A 17,051-nucleotide genomic window follows, 5' to 3' on the forward strand; every position below is an offset into this window, starting at 1 on the left:
GTCCGCGAAGGCGGACCAGCCACGCTTTGCCGCCGGCGAAGGATGCGTGGGTGGTCGGCCTTCGCAGACCATGACGATGGGGGTGGCGGGGTCGGACCACTCGCCCCCTTCCCCTTCGGCTGAAATGCGTGGATGGTCGGGGGGTTGCCGATCAGCACGGAAGGTGGGTCCAGTGTCCAGGCCTCCGGTATCATCCCGCGCCGCCGGGGCCCGTCCGGCATGACGGGCGGCGTCGATCTTCGCAGGGCCTTCGAGGACTCCGGCGTTGCGGCGGTGCTCGCCGAGCTCGATCGCGAGCTCGTCGGCCTGAAGCCCGTGAAGAGCCGGATCCGCGAGACCGCGGCGCTGTTGCTGGTCGACCGGGCGCGGGCGGAACTGGGGCTCGTGCACGAGACGCCGACCCTGCACATGAGCTTCACCGGCAACCCCGGCACCGGCAAGACCACCGTGGCGATGCGGATGGCGAGCCTTCTCCACCGGCTCGGCTATATCCGCAAGGGGCACCTGGTTTCCGTCACCCGCGACGATCTCGTCGGCCAGTACATCGGCCACACGGCGCCGAAGACGCGCGACGTCATCAAGAAGGCCATGGGCGGCGTGCTCTTCATCGACGAGGCCTATTATCTCTACCGGCCGGAGAACGAGCGCGACTACGGCCAGGAGGCGATCGAGATCCTGCTGCAGGTGATGGAGAACCAGCGGGACGATCTGGTGGTGATCCTCGCCGGCTACGGCAAGCGGATGGAGACCTTCTTCGAGAGCAATCCGGGTTTCCGCTCACGCATCGCCCACCACATCGACTTTCCGGACTACGCGGACGGCGAGCTGATCGAGATCGCCGAGCGGATGCTGGCGCGGCAGGCCTACCGGCTGTCGGACGCCGGCCGGGCGGCGTTCGCCGCCTATGTGGCGGCCCGGCGCACGCAGCCGCATTTCGCCAACGCCCGCAGCATCCGCAACGCGCTCGACCGGGCGAAGCTCCGGCAGGCCAACCGGCTGCTGGAGGAAGCGGACGGCGAGACCGGCGCGGACGCGCTGTCGACCATCGAGGCGGCAGACATCCTGAAGAGCCGGGTGCTGACCCAAGGGGGGCGGCTGGCGGGGTGAGCCGAGAGTGGCAGCGGTTACGGGGAGGACGGGAAGGCGTGGGTGGTCAGCCTGCGCGGACCATGACGATCGATGAGGATCGGGCTCCGGGTGTCGGACCGATCCTGACGGAAATGCTGATCAGCAGTCGGCAAGCGCCCTGCGCGCCACCGACCACCCTCCATCGTCTTGGTCCGCCTGAAGCGGACCATGACGATGGAGGAGGACGTAGTGGGTCCGGCCCGCCCTGCCCCCAAACGCCGCCCTGCCCTCAGAGGGTGCGGTACTCGTAGGCGGGGATCTCGCCGACTTCGCTTTCGGCTTCCGTCAGCGCCCGGATGGTGTCGCGGAGCGGCGACTTGATGCACATGGGGTCGGTCGCGGCGGCGTCGCCGGCGTAGGCCATGGCCTGGCAACGGCAGCCGCCGAAGTCGACGGTCTTGCGCTCGCAGGAGCGGCAGGGTTCCTGCATCCAGTCGGTGCCGCGGTAGGCGTTGAAGGACGCACTCTCGTTCCAGATCCAGGCGAGCGGCGTGTCGCGCGCGTTCTCGAAGGTGAGGTGCGGGATGGTGGCCGCCGCGTGGCAGGGCAGCACGGTGCCGTTCGGCTCGATGTTGATGCCGACCCGGCCCCAGCCACCCATGCAGGCCTTCGGGTAGATGGAGTGATGGTCCGGCGGCACGTAGTCGATGACGAGGATACCCTTCAGCCGCTCGCGCTCTTCCATCACGACGGCCGTGCAGGCGTCCACCATGGCGCGCGTCGGCAGCAGGGCGGCGCGGTTCTTCACCGCCCAGCCGTGGATCTGTGTGTTGGCGATCTCGATGCGGCGGGCGCCGAGTTTCACCGCAAGGTCAATGGTCTCGCGCACCTTGTGGAGGTTGCGCCGGTGCATGACGGCGTTGACCGTGAGCGGCAGGCCCTCGGCGCCGATCCATGCGGCAACCTTCATCTTATGGTCGAAGCCGCCGCGGTAACCGCCGACCAGATCGGCGGTTTCGGCGTCGGTGCCCTGGATGGAGAGCTGCACGTGGTCGAGGCCGCGGGCGGAGAGATCCTTCACGCGCGCCTCGGTGAGGCCGACGCCCGACGTGATGAGGTTGGTGTAGAGGCCGACCTCGCGGCCGACGGTGACGAGGGCCTCCAGGTCGCGCCGGGCGGCCGGCTCGCCGCCGGAGAAGTGGACGTGGAGCACGCCCATGGCGGCGGCCTGGGTGAGGACGCTCGTCCACTCCTCGGTGGTAAGCTCGTCGGCGCGCTTCACCATCTCCAGCGGGTTGGAGCAGTAGGGGCACTTCAGCGGGCAGCGGTGGGTGAGCTCCGCCAGCATGGCCATGGGCGGCGGCACGCGGCGGACGGCCTTCACGGGATCCGGCGAAACGACGGGCGCGTTCATGGCGCGATCTCCAGCATGCGCTTGTCCATCAGGTCCACGAGCATGCGGCGGGCGTCGCCGGCGATCTGCTCGCGGGGGGCGGCGTACTTCTCGGCGAGGACCCCCACGATCGCCGCGAAGGTGCGCGTGCCGTCCACCTCGCCGAGAATGGCGGCGGCGATCGGGTCCACCTTCACGGCGCGTTCCGGGGCGAGCAGCATGTGCGTCTCGCGCGCCTCGTCGAAGCGCAGGCGGACACCGCGGGCGATGCGCGGAACGGCGGTGTCGGGCAGGCGGTCCTCGGGCGTGGCGGTCATCGGGGTCCTTGCGCGGGTTCGAGGCGTCGAGGCGAGCCCTACTCGGCCGCCTCGCGGGTGACGGCCATGCCCTCGCCGGGGCGCCAGGCGCCGGGCGCCGGCATGGCGGGGTCCACATAGGCGAGCCAGAGGGCGTCGAGTTGGGCCCAGAGCACCTCCGTCTTGAAGGTGAGCGCGCCGAGGGCGGCCTGCTGCTCATCCACCGTGCGGGCGTTCTTCAGCACGTAGTCGAGCGCGAAGGTGGCGTCGCGCGGCGCCTGGTCGAGGCGGCGGCGGAAGTAGGCGATGACGCGCTCGTTGATGAAGTCGTAGTGGCCGAGCATGCCGGAGATACGCTCCTCGTGGAGCTGCGGGGCGAAGAGCTCGGTCAGCGACGAGGCGACCGCTTCCAGGAGGGATCGGTCGCGGACGAAGTGCAGATAGGCCTCGGTGGCAAAGCGGGTGGCCGGCAGGGCGCCGCGCTTGGACATGACATAGGCGCGGTCGAAGCCGAGGCCGTCGGTCAGCATCAGCCAGCGGTCGATGCCGCCCTCCCCGCCGTCGAGGCCGTCGTGGTCGGTGATGCGGTGCAGCCATTCCCGGCGCAGCGCGCGGTCCTCGCAGCGCGCCATCAGGGCGGCGTCCTTCTGCGGGATGATGGACTGGTAGCAGTAGCGGTTGAGCGCCCAGGCGCGCACCTGATCGAGGGTGCACTGGCCGCCGTGCAGCTTCTTATGGAAGGGATGCAGGCTGTGGTAGCGCTCAGCGCCGATCTTGCGCAGGGCGGCCTCCAGGTCGGCGGCGGTCATCGGGGTGCGGTCGGTGTCGTGGGCCATCGTCATGGGGTGACGTCCATTCCGTCGGTGGCGATCTCCCACCCCGCCTCCTCCACCGTCCGGCGCGCGGACGATCCCTCCCGGAGGGCCGGGTTGGTGTTGTTGATGTGGACGAAGATCCGGCGCTTCACCGGCACGTCCTCGAAGGCCGCGATGGACCCGTCCGGTCCGCTCATGGCCATGTGTCCCATGCGGCGGCCGGTCTTCTGGCCGACGCCGGCGGTGATCATCTCGTCGTCGGTGAAGACGGTGCCGTCGAAGAAGACGACGTCCGCGCCGGCGAGTCGGTCCTTGAGGCGCGCCGTCATGCGGGCGCAGCCGGGAACGTAGGCGACGCGTTCGCCGGACGGGCCGACGAGATCGACGCCGACGGTGTTCTCGCCTTCGAGGTCCGTCACCACCGTCTCGCCTTCCAGGTAGAGCGGCACCTTGCCGGGCACCGGGAAGAGCGTGGCGGTGACGCCCGGCACCAGGGTGAAGGGCGTGTCGAGAGCGACGGGCTCGAAGCGGACGAGAGTCCGGTCGAGCGCCTGGAAGATGGGGTTCTGGTCGATGACGCCCAGGATCTCGGCGGTGCCGAGGACCCGGAACGCCTGCTTCTCCCGCAGCCCCAGCAGGCCGGTCACATGGTCAATGTCACCGTTGGTGATCAGGACCGTGTGGATCGGCGTGTGCCGGCGCCCGACCACGGCCGGATCGGCCGGATGCAGCGCCGGGGTTCGGATGAGCTGAGTGGTGATCTCGGGGGAGGCGTTGAGGATGGCCCAGTCGGCACCGTTGGCGGTGACCGCCAGGGAGGACTGGGTGCGCGGCTCCAGGTCCTTCACACCGCGCCGGACGTCGGCGCAGTTGGCGCAGTTGCAGTTCCACTGGGGGAAGCCCCCACCGGCCGCGGCGCCGAGAACCAGAGCCCGAAGCCGCCCGTTGGCGGCTCCGTGCCCCGTGCTCATCTCGTCACCCGAAAGCAGTTCGCAACGAAGCGTTCAGACTTCGTCAGCGAGTCAATGTCCCCGATCGCAAGACCAGGAGCAGAACTCATCCGGCCTGATGATTTCGCCAAGCCGGAGAGCACTTTCGGGGCGCGAGACGACATTGGAAATCAGACTTCCGGCGGGAAGTACATGTTGATTTCCATGCCAACGCACATCTCTTCGATCTTCGGAGCAGTCCAGGCCATAGTTTCCTCCTGTGTGTTTGGCTGACAGTGGGACTTTTTCCCGATCCTGGCCGTCTTGCAAATTAAATCGATGTAATGATGTGGCGCACCGCGGGAAGCCCTTGCGAACAATCACTTATATCGATCGTGGTAGGCGTCGAGCAGGGCCCAGGTTTCGCTCTCCGAACCGATCACGTGGGCCGCATCCGGCGAGCGGCGGTGGACGGAGATGCCGAAACCGCCCGCCGTCCGGGCCGCCCGGAAGGCCGGCTCGTCCGGCGTGTCGTCGCCGATGTGGACCGGCACGCGGCCGGTGAAGGTCTCGGTCGCCATGAAGGCATCGAGCGCGTGGCCCTTGTGGGCGTCGAGCGGCACGATGTCGATGGCGACGCGCCCGCGCATCACCTTGAACTCGCCGTTGACGCGGTCGGTCAGGAGCGCGTGGAGCTGGCCGATGTAGGCGACGCCCTCCGTGTAGACGAGGCTGAGACCGCCGGGCTTCCACTCGATCTCCACGTTCGGGAAGAAGGCGGCCACGTCCTCCACGATCCCCTCGAACAGGCGCCGCTCCTCGGCGGTGAGGACCGGCATGACCCGCTTGCCGGAGGCGTAGCGCCGGTCCGCGCCCTGGAGCCCGCCGCAGGGCAGCACCAGAGGCGCGAGGAAGCGGTCGACCGATTCGACCGTGCGGCCGGTGAGGACCGCGAGCGCGCCGCCGAGGCGCTGCCTCAGGCTGTCGAGGAGCGCGATGCGCGCGGGCGTGATGCCGTGCTCCCGGGCGTCGTGGGTGGCGCCGATCAGGGTGCCGTCCACGTCGAGGAAGAGGGCGAGGCGGTCCGGCGGCGGCAGCCGCCCGGCAAGGGCTTGGAGGTCACTCAATCAGGATGGCTCGGAAGTCGTTGACGTTGGTACGGGTCGGCCCCGTCACCAAGAGGTCACCGAGCGTCATGAAGGCAGTATAGGCGTCGTTGCCCGCGAGGAAAGCCTTCGGATTGGTGCCGGACGCGAACAGCCGGTCGGACGAGGTGGTGTCGCAGAAGGCGCCGGCGTTGTCCTCCGAGCCGTCGATGCCGTCCGTGTCGGCGGCGATCGCCGTGACGCCGGGCACGCCGCAGATGCCGATGGCGAAGGCGAGAAGGAATTCCGCGTTGCGCCCGCCCCGGCCCTTGGCGCGCACCGTCACGGTGGTCTCGCCGCCGGAGAGGATCACGCACGGGCGGGCGAAGGGCTGGCCCTTGGCGACGACCTGCCGGACGAGGGCGGCGTGCACCTCGCCCACGTCGCGCGCCTCGCCCTCGATGGAATCGGAGAGGATGTAGGGCGTGAGGCCGGCCTCGCGCACCTTCGCGGCGGCGGCGTCGAGAGACATCTGGGCGGCGGCGATCACGTGGTGGCTGTCGCCGGCGAAATCCGGGTCGGTCGGCTTCGGGGCCTCGGCCTCGGGGCTGTCGAGCCAGGCCCGGGCGGCGGGCGGCAGGTCCATGCCGTAGCGCTCCACGATGGCGAGCGCGTCGGCGCGGGTGGTGCCGTCCGGAATGGTCGGGCCTGAGGCGACGAGCGCCGGGTCGTCGCCCGGGATGTCGGAGAGGACGAGCGAGACGACCCGCGCCGGATGGGCGGCACGGGCGAGCCGGCCGCCCTTGATGAGCGACAGGTGCTTGCGCACGCAGTTCATCTCGTGGATGGACGCGCCGGAGGCGAGCAGGATCTTGTTCACCGCCCGCTTGGCCTCCTTGCCGATGACGTCCGGCGGGAGCGAGAGCAGCGACGAGCCGCCGCCGGAGATGAGCGCGACCACCTGGTCGTCCGGCCCGAGATCCTTGACGAGGTCGAAGATGCGGCCGGCCGTTGCGGCGCCCTTCTCGTCCGGCACCGGATGGGCGGCTTCGACGATCTCGATGAAACGGGTCGAGTGGCCGTGTCCGTAGCGCGTGACGACGAGGCCCTCCACCGGGCCATAGCCTTTGGCGGTCCAGGCGTCCTCGAAGGCCGCCGCCATGGCGGCGGAGGCCTTGCCGGCGCCGACCACCACCGTGCGCCCCTTCACCGGCGCCGGCAGATAGGTGCCGATCACCTCCGCCGGGTCCGCGGCCGCCACGGCGGCATCGTAGAGGGATTTCAGGAATGCGCGCGGATCGGTCGTCACGTTTCGTCTCCTCCCCAGGATGGGATGCGGCCTCCTGGACCTACACCATCCGATGAAACGAGACGAGACCGCCGTCGAGACCGCGTCGTGTCGCAGCGGCGAAACATGGGGCGGGCAGGACGGTGCGGCCGGGGGCGGGGTCCCCGGCCGCATGGGTTGGCTCAGTTGCGGGCGAATGTGCCGACGATCTCGCCGGCGGCGAGCACATGGCCCTTCATGGCGTCCAGCACCGCCTGGCGGGTGGCGCCGGGCTTCAGGTCGAGGGTCTTGTCGAGGGCGAACACCTGGACGTGGTAGCGGTGGGCCTCATCGCCGACGGGCGGCTTCATACCGAAGTAGCCGGTGGCGCCCATGGAGTTGACGCCCTGCTTGAGGCCTTCCGGCTGCTGCAGGATGGGGGTCGTCGGCAGGCCTTCGCGCAGCGATGTGACCTCGGCCGGCACGTCGTAGACGATCCAGTGGGTGAAGGGCTTCGGCTGGTCCGCGTCCGGGTCGTCCATGACAAGGACGAAGGATCGGGTGCCCTCCGGCGCGCCGTCCCAAGAAACAGGCGGCGAGGCGTTGTCGCCATCGGCCGAGTACCGGGCCGGAATGGACTGGTCGGCGGCGAAGGCGGACGAGACGGAGAGGCTGGCGTCGCCGCTCGGCTCCACCATCGCGATGGCGATCTTGCCGTCCCGCGGCTGCTCGGTGGCACCGGTCGCCGGCGAGGATGCACTGCCGGTCGTCGGGGTGGCCGAGGCCTGACCGTCAGCGCCGGTGTGGGACACGCGGTAGATCACGCCGTTGGTGTCGTCGGAGACGAGCACGGCTCCGTCCGGCGTCACCGCAAGGCCGGTGGGGCGGCCGAGGAAGCCATAGCTGCCGTCCTCTTGCTGGATGAGGAAGCCCTCCAGGAAGTGCTCCACCACCGTCGGCCGGCCGGTGTCGTCCATGCGGATGCGGGCGATCTCGTAGCCGCTCGGCGGACGCCGGTTCCAGGAGCCGCGCATGGCGACGAAGGCGTCGCCGCGGTATTCCTCGGGAAAGCCGGTACCGTCGTAGAAGGCCATCTGCATAGGAGCGGCGTGGGGCGTGTAGCCGACCACCGGATTGGTGCTCTGCGCGCGCATGTCCTCCAGGGTGAGGCCTTCGGGCGGATTGTCCTGCGGGTTCAAGTCGCCCATGCCGTAGATGTAGGGCCAGCCGTAGTCCTTGCCCTCCTCGATGACGTTCACCTCCTCGATCTGCGCCTCGTCGCCCAGCCAGTCGATGCCGTGGTCGAAGCCGACGAAGGTGCCGGTCTCCGGCGCGAAGGCGAAGCCGATGGTGTTGCGCAGGCCTTTCGCAAAGATGGTGCGGCTGGTGCCGTCCTTGGCGGCGCGGAGGAGCGTGGCGCTCTCCGGGCTGCTCTCCGCGCAGGCGTTGCAGGTGGAGCCGACCGAGATGTAGAGCCGGTCGTCCGGGCCGACCGCCAGGGTGCGGTTCGGATGCTGGCCGGCGTCCGGCAGGTCGTTGATGATGCGGGTGAGCTCGCCGAAGGTGCCGTCGTCATTGATCGGCGCCGTGTAGACGTCGTTGACGGTGGCGAGGTAGACGGTCCGCCCGTCGATGGCGATACCGTGCATGTTCGGCCGGCTCGCCACGGTGCGCACGTCGTCGGCACGGCCGTCGCCGTTCTCGTCGCGCATCATGATGACGTCGCCGACGGTGCGGCGCGTGGCGTAGACGGTACCGTCCTCGGCAACCGCCAGCATCCGCGGGTTGATGAGGTCGGAGGCGAACACCGAGACCTCGAACCCGTCGGGCGCGCGCAGGAGCGCGGCCATTTCGTCGGCCGGCAGCTCCAGCTTTCGCGGTTCGAGCACGGTGCCGGTGATGGTGGCATCGGAATACTGGCCGACCGAGCCGACCGGCTGGGCGACCACGGGCGCCGTGCCGGCGGCGAGGAGAAGGGCGGCGCGCGCGAGGAGGCGCGGGGCGGTCGTCAAGGTCATGCGCGAGAAATCCCGTCCAGAGTGTGGGCCTCTGCCGAACAGGACCCACGGCGAATGGATCCGGGTGCACGATCACGAAAACGGGAGGGCGGAGCGGCCTGAAGCGAGCCGTCTAAGCATCCGGCGGGGTCTCGGCCCACCCATGCGCGCCAACGAGGGGCACGAAGGCGACGGGGCCGAGGGAGTCGCGGGCGAGCGAGCCGTCGGCGGTACGGGTGAGGCGGACGAGATCGAGGCGTGAGGGCTTCGGGCCGACCGGGATGATCAGGCGCCCGCCTGGCGCGAGCTGATCGATGAGCGGGTCCGGGATGTCCGGTCCGCCGGCGGTGACCACGATGGCATCGTAGGGCGCCCCGGCGGGCCAGCCGAGGGTGCCGTCGCCGACCACCACGCGGACCGATCCGAAGCCCTCGGCCGACAGCCGTTCGCGGGCGCCGTCCGCAAGCGCGTCCAGCCGTTCCACCGAGACCACGCGGCCGGCGAGGCTGGCGAGCACGGCGGCGCCATAGCCGGACCCGGTGCCGATCTCCAGCACCCTGTCGGTGGGCCGGAGGCACGCCGCCTCGGCCATCAGGGCGACGATGGTGGGTTGCGAGATGGTTTGCCCGGCGCCGATCGGCAGAGCCACGTTCTCGTAGGCGTGGTGGCGAATGTCGGCCGGCACGAAGGCCTCGCGCGGAACCGATGCCATCGCGGCGAGCACGCGTGCGTCGACGATTCCCTCGGCCCGTAATTGGGTGACCAGCCGCCGCCGGTCGTCTTCGATCGTCATGGGAACACCTTTGGCGTGGACCTCGGCTGGTGCCTTAAGCTGAAGCTAAGTCGCTCTTGAAAAAGGAACTTTCTCGCCTGACCAAGTGTTGCCGATGCAAGAACGGGTCCCTCGCCGCACAAGCGCGATCCCGTGTTCACGAGGAGAGATCCATGACCCTTCGTTCGCTTCGGCTCGCCGCCCTTTGCACCGTCGCCGCCATGGTGATGGTGACCGTTCCGGCGATCTCGCAGACCACCCCCACCGAGGTGCCGACCAATACGCCCGCCATCGCCCAGACCGGCGATGCGATGAAGGTGGACACCCCGACCTTCCTGCGGCTTGCCAGCAGCTCCAACCAGTTCGAGATCCTGTCGAGCCGGCTCGCCGAACAGCAGGCCAGCGACCCGCAGGTGAAGGCCTTCGCCGCCCAGATGATCGCAGATCATACGGCCGCCGGCGAGAAGATGCGCGCCGCCGTCCAGCAGGCCGGCCTGCAGCCGACCGCCATGCCGGAAACGGAAGGCGATCTCGACATGCGGCACAAGGAGATGCTGGACCAGATCGCGCGCGCCGAGGGCACCTTCGACGAGGCCTATGTGCGCGCCCAGTACCAGGCCCACCAGGAGGCTGTGCGGCTGTTCAACTCCTACGCGGAGAGCGGCGACCAGTCGGCCATCAAGGCCTTCGCGGCCGAGACCCTGCCGGTGCTGCAGCAGCACTTGGCGCACGTCTCCGAACTGCCGGGCGCCCCGGAGGGCGGCGGCACGCCGACCGGCGCCGTGGGCGGGCCGGAGAGCGAGGGCATGTCGTCGGACGGCACCCCGCCTGCTGGCACCAATCCTTTGCAGGGCAGCGGCGCGTCGCAGTCGCAGCCCCAGTAAGGCGGCCGAAGCCCGCCTTCAGCCGGCCAACGCCGGGATCCGCGACCGTCCGGCCTCGCGCGGCTCCCGTCCCACACGACCCGGGCGACCCCGTCGCGGCCCCAGTGCCGCGACGCGCCGCCCGCAGGCCGGAAATGCTTCAAGGAGAGATCCATGGCTCAGGACTGGCGTGATCAACGTGACCGTCCGGACGACCGCTTCCGGCAGGTCGACCCGCGCTCCCGCGGCCGCGAAGGCGGCGACTACGGGTCCTACCGCGGCCGCGAGGGCGGCGGTCGCTCCAACGACGACGGCTACCTGGACCGCGGCTATCAGGGCGGCGGCTGGAGCAACCAGGGCGCCGGCAGCGTCTCCGACAGCGGCTGGCACAGCCCGGACGACGACTTCCGCAACGACTACGGCACCGGCGCCGGCGACGTGGACCGCAGCGAGCCGCGCTACGGGAGCGGCCGCAGCCAGCCGGGTTTCCCGTCGTTCGGCGGCGGCGCTGAGGGCGGCGGTTATGGCGGCGGCGGACGCGGCGTGGCGTCGAGCGGCGGCCGCGGGTCCAGCGGCGGCGGCTACGGCGGATCCGGCCAGTCGGACGTCGGCGGCTACGGCGCCGCGTATCGTGGCGAGCGGGTGAACATGGACCGGCGCGGCGGCCTGGAAGGCGGCGGCATGGAGCGTGGCGGCGGCCTTGCGGGCGGCGGACGCGGGTTTGCCGGCGGCTATGTGGAGCCGGGCTACGCGTCCGGCGACTTCCGCGGCCAGCAGGGCGCCTTCCACGAGGAGCGCGGCTACGGCAACCGGCGCGACGACCAGGGCTGGTGGGGCGGCCCGACCGGCGACCGGCCGGGCTGGCAGCGCCTGGGTGAACAGGGCGGCCACCAGGGCCAGGGCCCTGTCCAGAGCGCGGGCGAGCATCGCGGGCGCGGTCCGCGCGGCTACCGGCGGTCGGACCAGCGGATCCATGACGACATCAACGATCGGCTGACCGACGATCCCATGCTGGACGCCCGTGAGATCGACGTGGAGGTCAAGGACGGCGAGGTCACCCTCACCGGGACCGTGGACAGCCGCCAGGCCAAACGCCACGCGGAAGATCTGGCGGAAAGCGTCTCGGGCGTTCTCCACTGCCAGAACAATCTGCGCATCCGGTCCACGGACCAGCCGAACCGGCCGGCGGCCGGCGGCATGGGCGGCTCCACGTCCGGGATCGGCGGCACCACCGGCGAGACCGGCGCCACGAGCGGACGCTCGAGCGGCATGCAGGCCGGCGGCGTTCCGGCCGGCACCGCCAGCCCGTCGACCTCGTCAGGAGCCGCGTCCGGCACCGCCTCGGTGACCGGGTCCGACACCGGATCGACCGGCGGCACCACCAACCGGCAACACTGAGGCCACTTGGCCAGGCGGAGCGAGGCGGGACCGCAAGCGGCCCCGCCCTTTTCTCGGCCGGGCGCGCCAGCGGCCGTCCCCCGGCACCGGCCGGGCGCGCAAACGGCCTTGCACCCCTCCCCCTCCGATCAGTCCAGCCAGGAGACCATGATGGACGTACCGCTGCAGATCGCCTTCAAGAACCTGGAGAGCTCCGCGTTCCTGGAAGCGCTCATTCGCGAACGGGTGGCCAAGCTGGAGCGTTACCACCACCACATCGTCGGCTGCCGGGTGCTGGTGGAGGTGCCGCACCGGGCTCCGGCCAGCGGCAAGGTGCCGATCGGCATCTCGGTCGAGGTGGAGGTACCGGGTTCCAAGAGCATCGTCGCCAAGGACCAGGAAGAGCGGCACGACAGCAAGAACGACCACACCACCGTGGTGAACCGCGCCTTCGACAAGGTGCAACGCCAGTTGGAAGACCACAACGCCATCCGCCGCGGGGAGGTGAAGGTGCACGAAGGCGCCGGCACCAGCGGCCGCGTGGTGCGGCTCTTCCCCGAGCAGAACTACGGCTTCATCGAGGTGGCCGGATCGGCGGACCTCTACTTCACCCGCAACGCGGTGGTCAGCGGCTCCTACGACGACCTTTCGGTCGGCGAGACCGTTGTGATCACCGTCGCCACCTCCGAGGGGCCGATGGGGCCGCAGGCGAGCAGCGTGCGACGGATCGGCCAGGAGGCCAAAGTGGTCTGACGAAACGGCCCGACGCATCCGGGCGCCCGGGCGGGCTTCGGCTCGCCCCGGCGCTTGGCCGCCGCGCCGGCGATGGTCTATGGTCGCGCGGACCCTTATCCGTCGGAGATTATCGCCCATGACCAGTCCCTTCCGGCCGCTCACCCAAGACGTCGCCGTGGCCCCGCAGATCGCCCTCGCCGACCTGAAGACCGCGGCGGAGGCCGGCTACCGGACCATCGTGAGCAACCGGCCGGACGGCGAGGACCCGGGCCAGCCGACGGCCGCCGAAGTGGCCGCGGAGGCGGAGGCCAACGGGCTCGCCTTCGTGCACCTGCCCTTCCAGGGCACCAACATGACGCCCGACCAGGTGAAAGCGCTCGCCGGCCTTCTCGCCGACCCCGAGACCGGCAAGGTGCTGGCCTTCTGCCGCAGCGGCACCCGTTCGTCGATCATCTATTCCGCCGCCGCCGTCGCCAACGGCAAGCCGCTGCCGGAGGTGATCGGCGACGCCGCCAAGGGCGGCTACGACCTCGCCCCCCACGCCCCGCTGATCAAGGCGCTCGCCGACGCGGCCCGCTGAGGCCGGCGCGATGCCGCGCGAGGTGGTGCTCGTCGGCGGTGGTCACGCCCACGTGCAGGTGATGACCGCCTTCGCCGAATCCCGGGCGGCGGGGCGACCCTGGCCGGACGCTAGGCTGACCCTCGTCTCGCCCGACGCGCGGACGCCCTACTCGGGCATGCTGCCCGGCCACGTGGCCGGGCTCTACGACCGCGACGAGATGCACATCGATCTCGACCGCCTCGCGGCCGCCACCGGCACCCGCTTCGTCCAGGCGGCGGCGACGGGTCTCGACCGGGCGGGCCGGCAGGTGCGGACGGCGGGAAGCACGGCCGTGCCTTACGATCTCGTCTCGTTCGACGTCGGCATCACGCCCGACCTTTCGGGCATTGCGGGCGCCGACAGCCTCGCCGTCGCCGTGAAGCCGATCGGCGGCTTCCTCGACAAGCTCTCAGATCTTCGCAGCGCCGCCGCAAGGGACGGCGGACCGGTTCGGCTGCTGATCGTCGGCGGCGGACCGGCCGGTGTGGAACTCGCCTTCGCGCTTCGCGCACGGCTGCGAGCCGATCGCGTCGCCATCGGGGCGGATCCGGACGCGGTTTCGCTGGTGCTGGCGACCTCGGGCCCGCTTCTGAAATCCCTGAACGCCGGGTTGCGCCGCCGGACGCGGGCCGCCCTCGCCGAGCGGGGGATCGTGGTTCGCGAAGGCGTGCGGATCGCCGCCGTGAGCGCGGACGGCGCCGTGACCGAGGCCGGTGAGCGGCTCCCGGCCGACCGGGTGGTGATCTCGACGAAAGCCCGCGCGCCCGCCTTCCTCGCCGACTTCGGCCTGCCGACGGGACCGGACGGCAGCCTGCTCACCCGCTTCACCCTTCAGAGCCTGACCGACCCGGCCGTGTTCGCCGTCGGCGATTGCGCCACCGTCGCCAACAATCCCAACCAGAAGGCCGGCGTGTTCGCCGTCCGGCAAGGGCCGGTGCTCGCCGACAATCTCGCCCGCGCTCTTGCCGGCAAACCGCTCCGGCCGTTCCGAGCCCAGACGGACTGGCTGGTGCTGATGACCACCGGCGACGGCAACGCCATCGGCGGTCGCGGCTCCCGCCTGGCTGTCTCCGGCCGCTGGGTCTGGCGCTGGAAGGACCACATCGACCGCGCCTTCATGGCCCGGTTCATGGGGTGACGGGGCGTTGGATGTCCGCCCTCAACCCGCCGCAGCGAGCGCCGGTTCGGGGAGTATGCGGTGGGGGTGGGTGAAGACCTCGAAGCTGTCGCCGCGGACGATGGCGGCGAGGGTGATGCCGGCGGCGTCGGCGGTGCGGACCGCGAGGGCGGTCGGGGCCGAGATGGCGGCAAGGACCGGGGCGCCGAGGACGGCGGTCTTCTGCACCATCTCGATCGACACCCGGCTGGTGATCACCACGATGCCGTCGTGGGTGGAAACGCCGGCGCGGGCAGTGTAGCCGATCAGCTTGTCGAGGGCGTTGTGGCGGCCGACGTCCTCGCGGACGGCGAGGAGCCCCTCCCCTTTCCGCCAGAAGCCGGCGGCGTGGGTGGCGCGGGTGGCGCGGCCGAGGGTCTGGACGTCCGACATGGCGTCCATGGCGGCGGCGATGTCGGCGCGCGAGACCGTGCCGCCGGCGCCGACGAGGCGGGCGGGCGCGCAGGCGGCCTGCAGGCTCTCCACGCCGCAGAGGCCGCAGCCCGTCGGCCCGGCGATCAGGCGCCGCCGTTCGGCGACGACCCGGCCAAGGTTGGGGACCAGCCACATCCGCAGCTCGAACCCCTCGTCGTGCTCGACGATCTCCAGGTCGCGGATGTCGGACGGCGCGCCGATGACACCTTCGCTCAGCGAAAAGCCGACGGCGAAGTCCTCCAGGTCGGCGGGCGTCGCCATCATGACGGCGTGGGTGGCGCCGTCGTGGACGAGGGCGATGGGCGTCTCGTCCGGCACCACGCGGTCGCGCGGCTCATGGGCCTTCGGGGAGACGCTGAGGGTGTCGACACGGACGGACGTCATCGGGGCTTCCTCTTCGCCGCCAATGTAGGGGCGCGGACGGCCGATGGGTAGCCCGTCCGCGCCGCCGGTCAGATCACCTCGACGGCGAGTGCAATGCCCTGGCCGCCGCCGATGCAGAGCGTGACGATGCCGCGCTTCAGGCCGTCGCGCCGCATGGAGTGCAAAATGCGCGTGGTGAGGAGCGCACCAGTGGCGCCGATCGGGTGGCCATGGGCGATGGCGCCGCCCTCCACGTTGACGATCGCCTCCGGGAAGCCGACCGCGCGCATGACCGCAAGGGCGATGGCCGCGTAGGCCTCGTTGATCTCCACCCGATGGACGTCGGCGAGCGTCCAGCCGGCCCGGTCGAGGGCCTGGGTGACGGCGGACACGGGGCCGAGGCCGAAGAGCTCCGGCTCCACCGCGGCAAGGCCGTAGGCGACCAGCCGGCCGAAGGGCGCAAAGCCGTGCAGGTCCGCATAGGCGCGGTCGGCGACGATCATGGCGGCGGCGCCGGCGTTGAGGCCGGGGGCATTGCCGGCAGTGATGGTGCCGGTGTCGCGGAAGGCGGGCTTCAGGCGGGCGAGGCTTTCCGCCGTGGTGTCGGGACGGGGCGCTTCGTCGGCCTCGAAGGACGTGGTCGCGCCACCCTTGCCCGGCACGGCGACGGGCACGATCTCGGCCTCGAACGCGCCGGCGGCGGCCGCGGCGGCGAAGCGCTGCTGGGAGCGGGCCGCCCAGCGGTCCTGCGCCTCGCGGCTGATCTCCATGCGGGCGACCAGGTCTTCCGCGTGCCAGCCGGAATGGCGGCCGGAAAAGGCGTCGTGGAGGCCGTCGGTCAGCATGGCGTCGAGGAGGTCGCCGGGGCCGAGCCGGTGGCCGAACCGGGCACCGGGGATCAGGTACGGGGCTCGGTCCATGTTCTCCATGCCGCCGGCCACCAGAGCGTCGCCGAGGCCGAGCCAGACCTCGCGGGCGGCGGACGCGATAGCCTCCGCGCCGGAGCCGCAGACCCGGTTGACGGTGACGGCCGGTACAGACACGGGCACGCCGCCTCCGATCGCCGCCTGGCGGGCGGGATTCATGCGGTTGCCGGCCTGGACGACGTTGCCCATGACGACCCCGGAGAGACAGGACGGATCGAGCCCGGCCCGGGTGAGCGTGCCGCGGATGGCGGTCGCGCCGAGGTCGACGGCCGGCACGCCCTTCAGGCTGCCGTTGAAGCCGCCGACGGGCGTGCGCACCGGGCTGCAGAGAACGACGTCGCGCGTGGTCATGATGCACCTCCCTCGCCCCCGAGACAGTTTGACGCACGCTGGCGGGGCCCGTCCAGAGCGCAAGACTGCGCATCATCCAGGCTGACCGAGGGGTGGATATCTCGCGGGCGGGGGAGCGCATGGACCAGGAGACCACGGCCGCGGGCGTCGCAATCGTGAGGACCGGCGGGTGCCTTTGCGGGGCGGTCCGGTTCAGCGCGCGCGGCGCGCCCGGCTTTCCGCACACCTGCTCCTGCGGGCAGTGCCGGCGGCATTCCGGCGCGCTCACCGTCGCCTGGGTGGAGTACCCGGCCGAGGCCGTCGCCTGGACCGGACCGGCCGGTCCGCCGGCGCGCTGGCGGTCCTCCGCCGGGTCGAGCCGCGCCTTCTGCCCGACGTGCGGCAGCACGCTCGGGGCGCTGGACGATGCGCCGGTGGTGGCGCTGGTCGTGGGGGCGTTCGATGTGCCTGACGATCCGGCGCTGAGGCCCGAGAGCCACTCCTTCGAGGCATCCCGACCGGGGTGGTGGTCGGTCTCCTGCGGGGCTGTGCCGCCGGTGGAATGAGGCGGAGCGGGTTCCGGGTCCGGGTCGCCGGGCACCATCGGGAAGTGCGCAAATCATCGTGAGCAATGCTGATCGGG

Annotated in this window: 18 protein-coding genes; 7 read left to right on the forward strand and 11 right to left on the reverse strand. The window is 71.0% G+C overall.

Annotated elements, in window-relative coordinates; genetic code table 11:
• Positions 1–219: 219 nt before the first annotated feature.
• A complete protein-coding gene (gene cbbX, locus BUQ68_RS16400) occupies positions 220–1,107 on the forward strand; it encodes a CbbX protein (RefSeq protein ID WP_075217215.1) in 888 nt (295 codons plus the stop codon).
• A gap of 250 nt (positions 1,108–1,357) precedes the next feature.
• On the opposite strand, the gene pqqE is transcribed toward cbbX, so the two are convergent.
• The 9 genes from pqqE to BUQ68_RS16445 all read right to left on the reverse strand — a co-directional run bounded on the left by pqqE (position 1,358) and on the right by BUQ68_RS16445 (position 9,643).
• The gene (gene pqqE / locus BUQ68_RS16405) at positions 1,358–2,482 is read right to left on the reverse strand and encodes a pyrroloquinoline quinone biosynthesis protein PqqE (RefSeq protein WP_075217089.1); all 1,125 of its coding nucleotides are present in this window, start codon (positions 2,480–2,482) and stop codon (positions 1,358–1,360) included.
• Entirely contained in the window at positions 2,479–2,778 is a 300-nt protein-coding gene (gene pqqD, locus BUQ68_RS16410) for a pyrroloquinoline quinone biosynthesis peptide chaperone PqqD (protein WP_075217090.1), read from the reverse strand. The genes pqqE and pqqD overlap by 4 nt, the downstream gene beginning before the upstream one ends.
• A gap of 38 nt (positions 2,779–2,816) precedes the next feature.
• Positions 2,817–3,599 (reverse strand): pyrroloquinoline-quinone synthase PqqC, encoded by a 783-nt coding sequence (pqqC, locus tag BUQ68_RS16415; protein WP_075217091.1) that lies wholly within the window; start codon positions 3,597–3,599, stop codon positions 2,817–2,819.
• The gene (pqqB, locus tag BUQ68_RS16420; RefSeq protein ID WP_075217092.1) at positions 3,596–4,543 is read right to left on the reverse strand and encodes a pyrroloquinoline quinone biosynthesis protein PqqB; all 948 of its coding nucleotides are present in this window, start codon (positions 4,541–4,543) and stop codon (positions 3,596–3,598) included. Before pqqB ends, pqqC begins: the two co-directional genes overlap by 4 nt.
• A 149-nt stretch (positions 4,544–4,692) precedes the next feature.
• Positions 4,693–4,770 carry a pyrroloquinoline quinone precursor peptide PqqA gene (gene pqqA, locus BUQ68_RS24450; protein WP_139315263.1) on the reverse strand — a complete coding sequence of 26 codons (78 nt, stop codon included), beginning with the start codon at positions 4,768–4,770 and terminating at the stop codon, positions 4,693–4,695.
• Positions 4,771–4,881: 111 nt separating this feature from the next.
• Entirely contained in the window at positions 4,882–5,628 is a 747-nt protein-coding gene (locus BUQ68_RS16430) for a trehalose-phosphatase (RefSeq protein ID WP_075217094.1), read from the reverse strand.
• On the reverse strand, positions 5,621–6,895 hold the full coding sequence (locus BUQ68_RS16435; protein ID WP_075217095.1) for a glycerate kinase type-2 family protein: 1,275 nt from the start codon (positions 6,893–6,895) through the stop codon (positions 5,621–5,623). Before BUQ68_RS16435 ends, BUQ68_RS16430 begins: the two co-directional genes overlap by 8 nt.
• A 161-nt stretch (positions 6,896–7,056) precedes the next feature.
• The gene (locus tag BUQ68_RS16440; RefSeq protein ID WP_075217096.1) at positions 7,057–8,871 is read right to left on the reverse strand and encodes a YbhB/YbcL family Raf kinase inhibitor-like protein; all 1,815 of its coding nucleotides are present in this window, start codon (positions 8,869–8,871) and stop codon (positions 7,057–7,059) included.
• Between the two features lie 112 nt (positions 8,872–8,983).
• Positions 8,984–9,643: a protein-L-isoaspartate(D-aspartate) O-methyltransferase gene (locus tag BUQ68_RS16445; RefSeq protein WP_075217097.1), complete on the reverse strand. Its 660-nt coding sequence runs from the start codon at positions 9,641–9,643 to the stop codon at positions 8,984–8,986.
• A gap of 152 nt (positions 9,644–9,795) precedes the next feature.
• Here BUQ68_RS16445 and BUQ68_RS16450 point away from each other — a divergent pair, with 152 nt between their 5' ends.
• The 5 genes from BUQ68_RS16450 (at position 9,796) to BUQ68_RS16470 (ending at position 14,336) form a co-directional block, all read left to right on the forward strand.
• Positions 9,796–10,506, forward strand: a complete 711-nt coding sequence (locus tag BUQ68_RS16450) for a DUF4142 domain-containing protein (RefSeq protein WP_075217098.1) — start codon at positions 9,796–9,798, stop codon at positions 10,504–10,506.
• A 153-nt stretch (positions 10,507–10,659) separates the two neighbouring features.
• Positions 10,660–11,883 carry a BON domain-containing protein gene (locus tag BUQ68_RS24565; protein ID WP_075217099.1) on the forward strand — a complete coding sequence of 408 codons (1,224 nt, stop codon included), beginning with the start codon at positions 10,660–10,662 and terminating at the stop codon, positions 11,881–11,883.
• A gap of 147 nt (positions 11,884–12,030) precedes the next feature.
• On the forward strand, positions 12,031–12,615 hold the full coding sequence (locus BUQ68_RS16460) for an HPF/RaiA family ribosome-associated protein (RefSeq protein WP_245293289.1): 585 nt from the start codon (positions 12,031–12,033) through the stop codon (positions 12,613–12,615).
• A gap of 118 nt (positions 12,616–12,733) precedes the next feature.
• Positions 12,734–13,177 carry a protein tyrosine phosphatase family protein gene (locus tag BUQ68_RS16465; protein WP_075217101.1) on the forward strand — a complete coding sequence of 148 codons (444 nt, stop codon included), beginning with the start codon at positions 12,734–12,736 and terminating at the stop codon, positions 13,175–13,177.
• A gap of 10 nt (positions 13,178–13,187) precedes the next feature.
• A complete protein-coding gene (locus BUQ68_RS16470; RefSeq protein WP_075217102.1) occupies positions 13,188–14,336 on the forward strand; it encodes an FAD-dependent oxidoreductase in 1,149 nt (382 codons plus the stop codon).
• A gap of 21 nt (positions 14,337–14,357) precedes the next feature.
• Here BUQ68_RS16470 and fdhD read toward each other — a convergent pair whose 3' ends face one another.
• Positions 14,358–15,173, reverse strand: a complete 816-nt coding sequence (gene fdhD, locus BUQ68_RS16475; RefSeq protein ID WP_075217103.1) for a formate dehydrogenase accessory sulfurtransferase FdhD — start codon at positions 15,171–15,173, stop codon at positions 14,358–14,360.
• Between the two features lie 68 nt (positions 15,174–15,241).
• Positions 15,242–16,429, reverse strand: a complete 1,188-nt coding sequence (locus BUQ68_RS16480; RefSeq protein ID WP_075217104.1) for an acetyl-CoA C-acyltransferase — start codon at positions 16,427–16,429, stop codon at positions 15,242–15,244.
• Positions 16,430–16,548: 119 nt separating this feature from the next.
• Here BUQ68_RS16480 and BUQ68_RS16485 point away from each other — a divergent pair, with 119 nt between their 5' ends.
• On the forward strand, positions 16,549–16,974 hold the full coding sequence (locus tag BUQ68_RS16485) for a GFA family protein (protein ID WP_075217105.1): 426 nt from the start codon (positions 16,549–16,551) through the stop codon (positions 16,972–16,974).
• Positions 16,975–17,051 lie beyond the last annotated feature (77 nt).

This window comes from Mongoliimonas terrestris (genome assembly GCF_001927285.1).
In the GTDB taxonomy this organism is placed as follows: Bacteria; Pseudomonadota; Alphaproteobacteria; order Rhizobiales; family Pleomorphomonadaceae; genus Chthonobacter; species Chthonobacter terrestris.

Excerpts from the sequence above, each read along its gene's own strand:
- cbbX (WP_075217215.1), top strand. The coding sequence starts at position 220 with ATGACGGGCGGCGTCGATCTTCGCAGGGCCTTCGAGGACTCCGGCGTT.
- pqqE (WP_075217089.1), bottom strand. The coding sequence starts at position 2,482 with ATGAACGCGCCCGTCGTTTCGCCGGATCCCGTGAAGGCCGTCCGCCGC.
- pqqD (WP_075217090.1), bottom strand. The coding sequence starts at position 2,778 with ATGACCGCCACGCCCGAGGACCGCCTGCCCGACACCGCCGTTCCGCGC.
- pqqC (WP_075217091.1), bottom strand. The coding sequence starts at position 3,599 with ATGACGATGGCCCACGACACCGACCGCACCCCGATGACCGCCGCCGAC.
- pqqB (WP_075217092.1), bottom strand. The coding sequence starts at position 4,543 with ATGAGCACGGGGCACGGAGCCGCCAACGGGCGGCTTCGGGCTCTGGTT.
- pqqA (WP_139315263.1), bottom strand. The coding sequence starts at position 4,770 with ATGGCCTGGACTGCTCCGAAGATCGAAGAGATGTGCGTTGGCATGGAA.
- BUQ68_RS16440 (WP_075217096.1), bottom strand. The coding sequence starts at position 8,871 with ATGACCTTGACGACCGCCCCGCGCCTCCTCGCGCGCGCCGCCCTTCTC.
- BUQ68_RS16445 (WP_075217097.1), bottom strand. The coding sequence starts at position 9,643 with ATGACGATCGAAGACGACCGGCGGCGGCTGGTCACCCAATTACGGGCC.
- BUQ68_RS16450 (WP_075217098.1), top strand. The coding sequence starts at position 9,796 with ATGACCCTTCGTTCGCTTCGGCTCGCCGCCCTTTGCACCGTCGCCGCC.
- BUQ68_RS24565 (WP_075217099.1), top strand. The coding sequence starts at position 10,660 with ATGGCTCAGGACTGGCGTGATCAACGTGACCGTCCGGACGACCGCTTC.
- BUQ68_RS16460 (WP_245293289.1), top strand. The coding sequence starts at position 12,031 with ATGATGGACGTACCGCTGCAGATCGCCTTCAAGAACCTGGAGAGCTCC.
- BUQ68_RS16465 (WP_075217101.1), top strand. The coding sequence starts at position 12,734 with ATGACCAGTCCCTTCCGGCCGCTCACCCAAGACGTCGCCGTGGCCCCG.
- BUQ68_RS16470 (WP_075217102.1), top strand. The coding sequence starts at position 13,188 with ATGCCGCGCGAGGTGGTGCTCGTCGGCGGTGGTCACGCCCACGTGCAG.
- fdhD (WP_075217103.1), bottom strand. The coding sequence starts at position 15,173 with ATGACGTCCGTCCGTGTCGACACCCTCAGCGTCTCCCCGAAGGCCCAT.
- BUQ68_RS16480 (WP_075217104.1), bottom strand. The coding sequence starts at position 16,429 with ATGACCACGCGCGACGTCGTTCTCTGCAGCCCGGTGCGCACGCCCGTC.
- BUQ68_RS16485 (WP_075217105.1), top strand. The coding sequence starts at position 16,549 with ATGGACCAGGAGACCACGGCCGCGGGCGTCGCAATCGTGAGGACCGGC.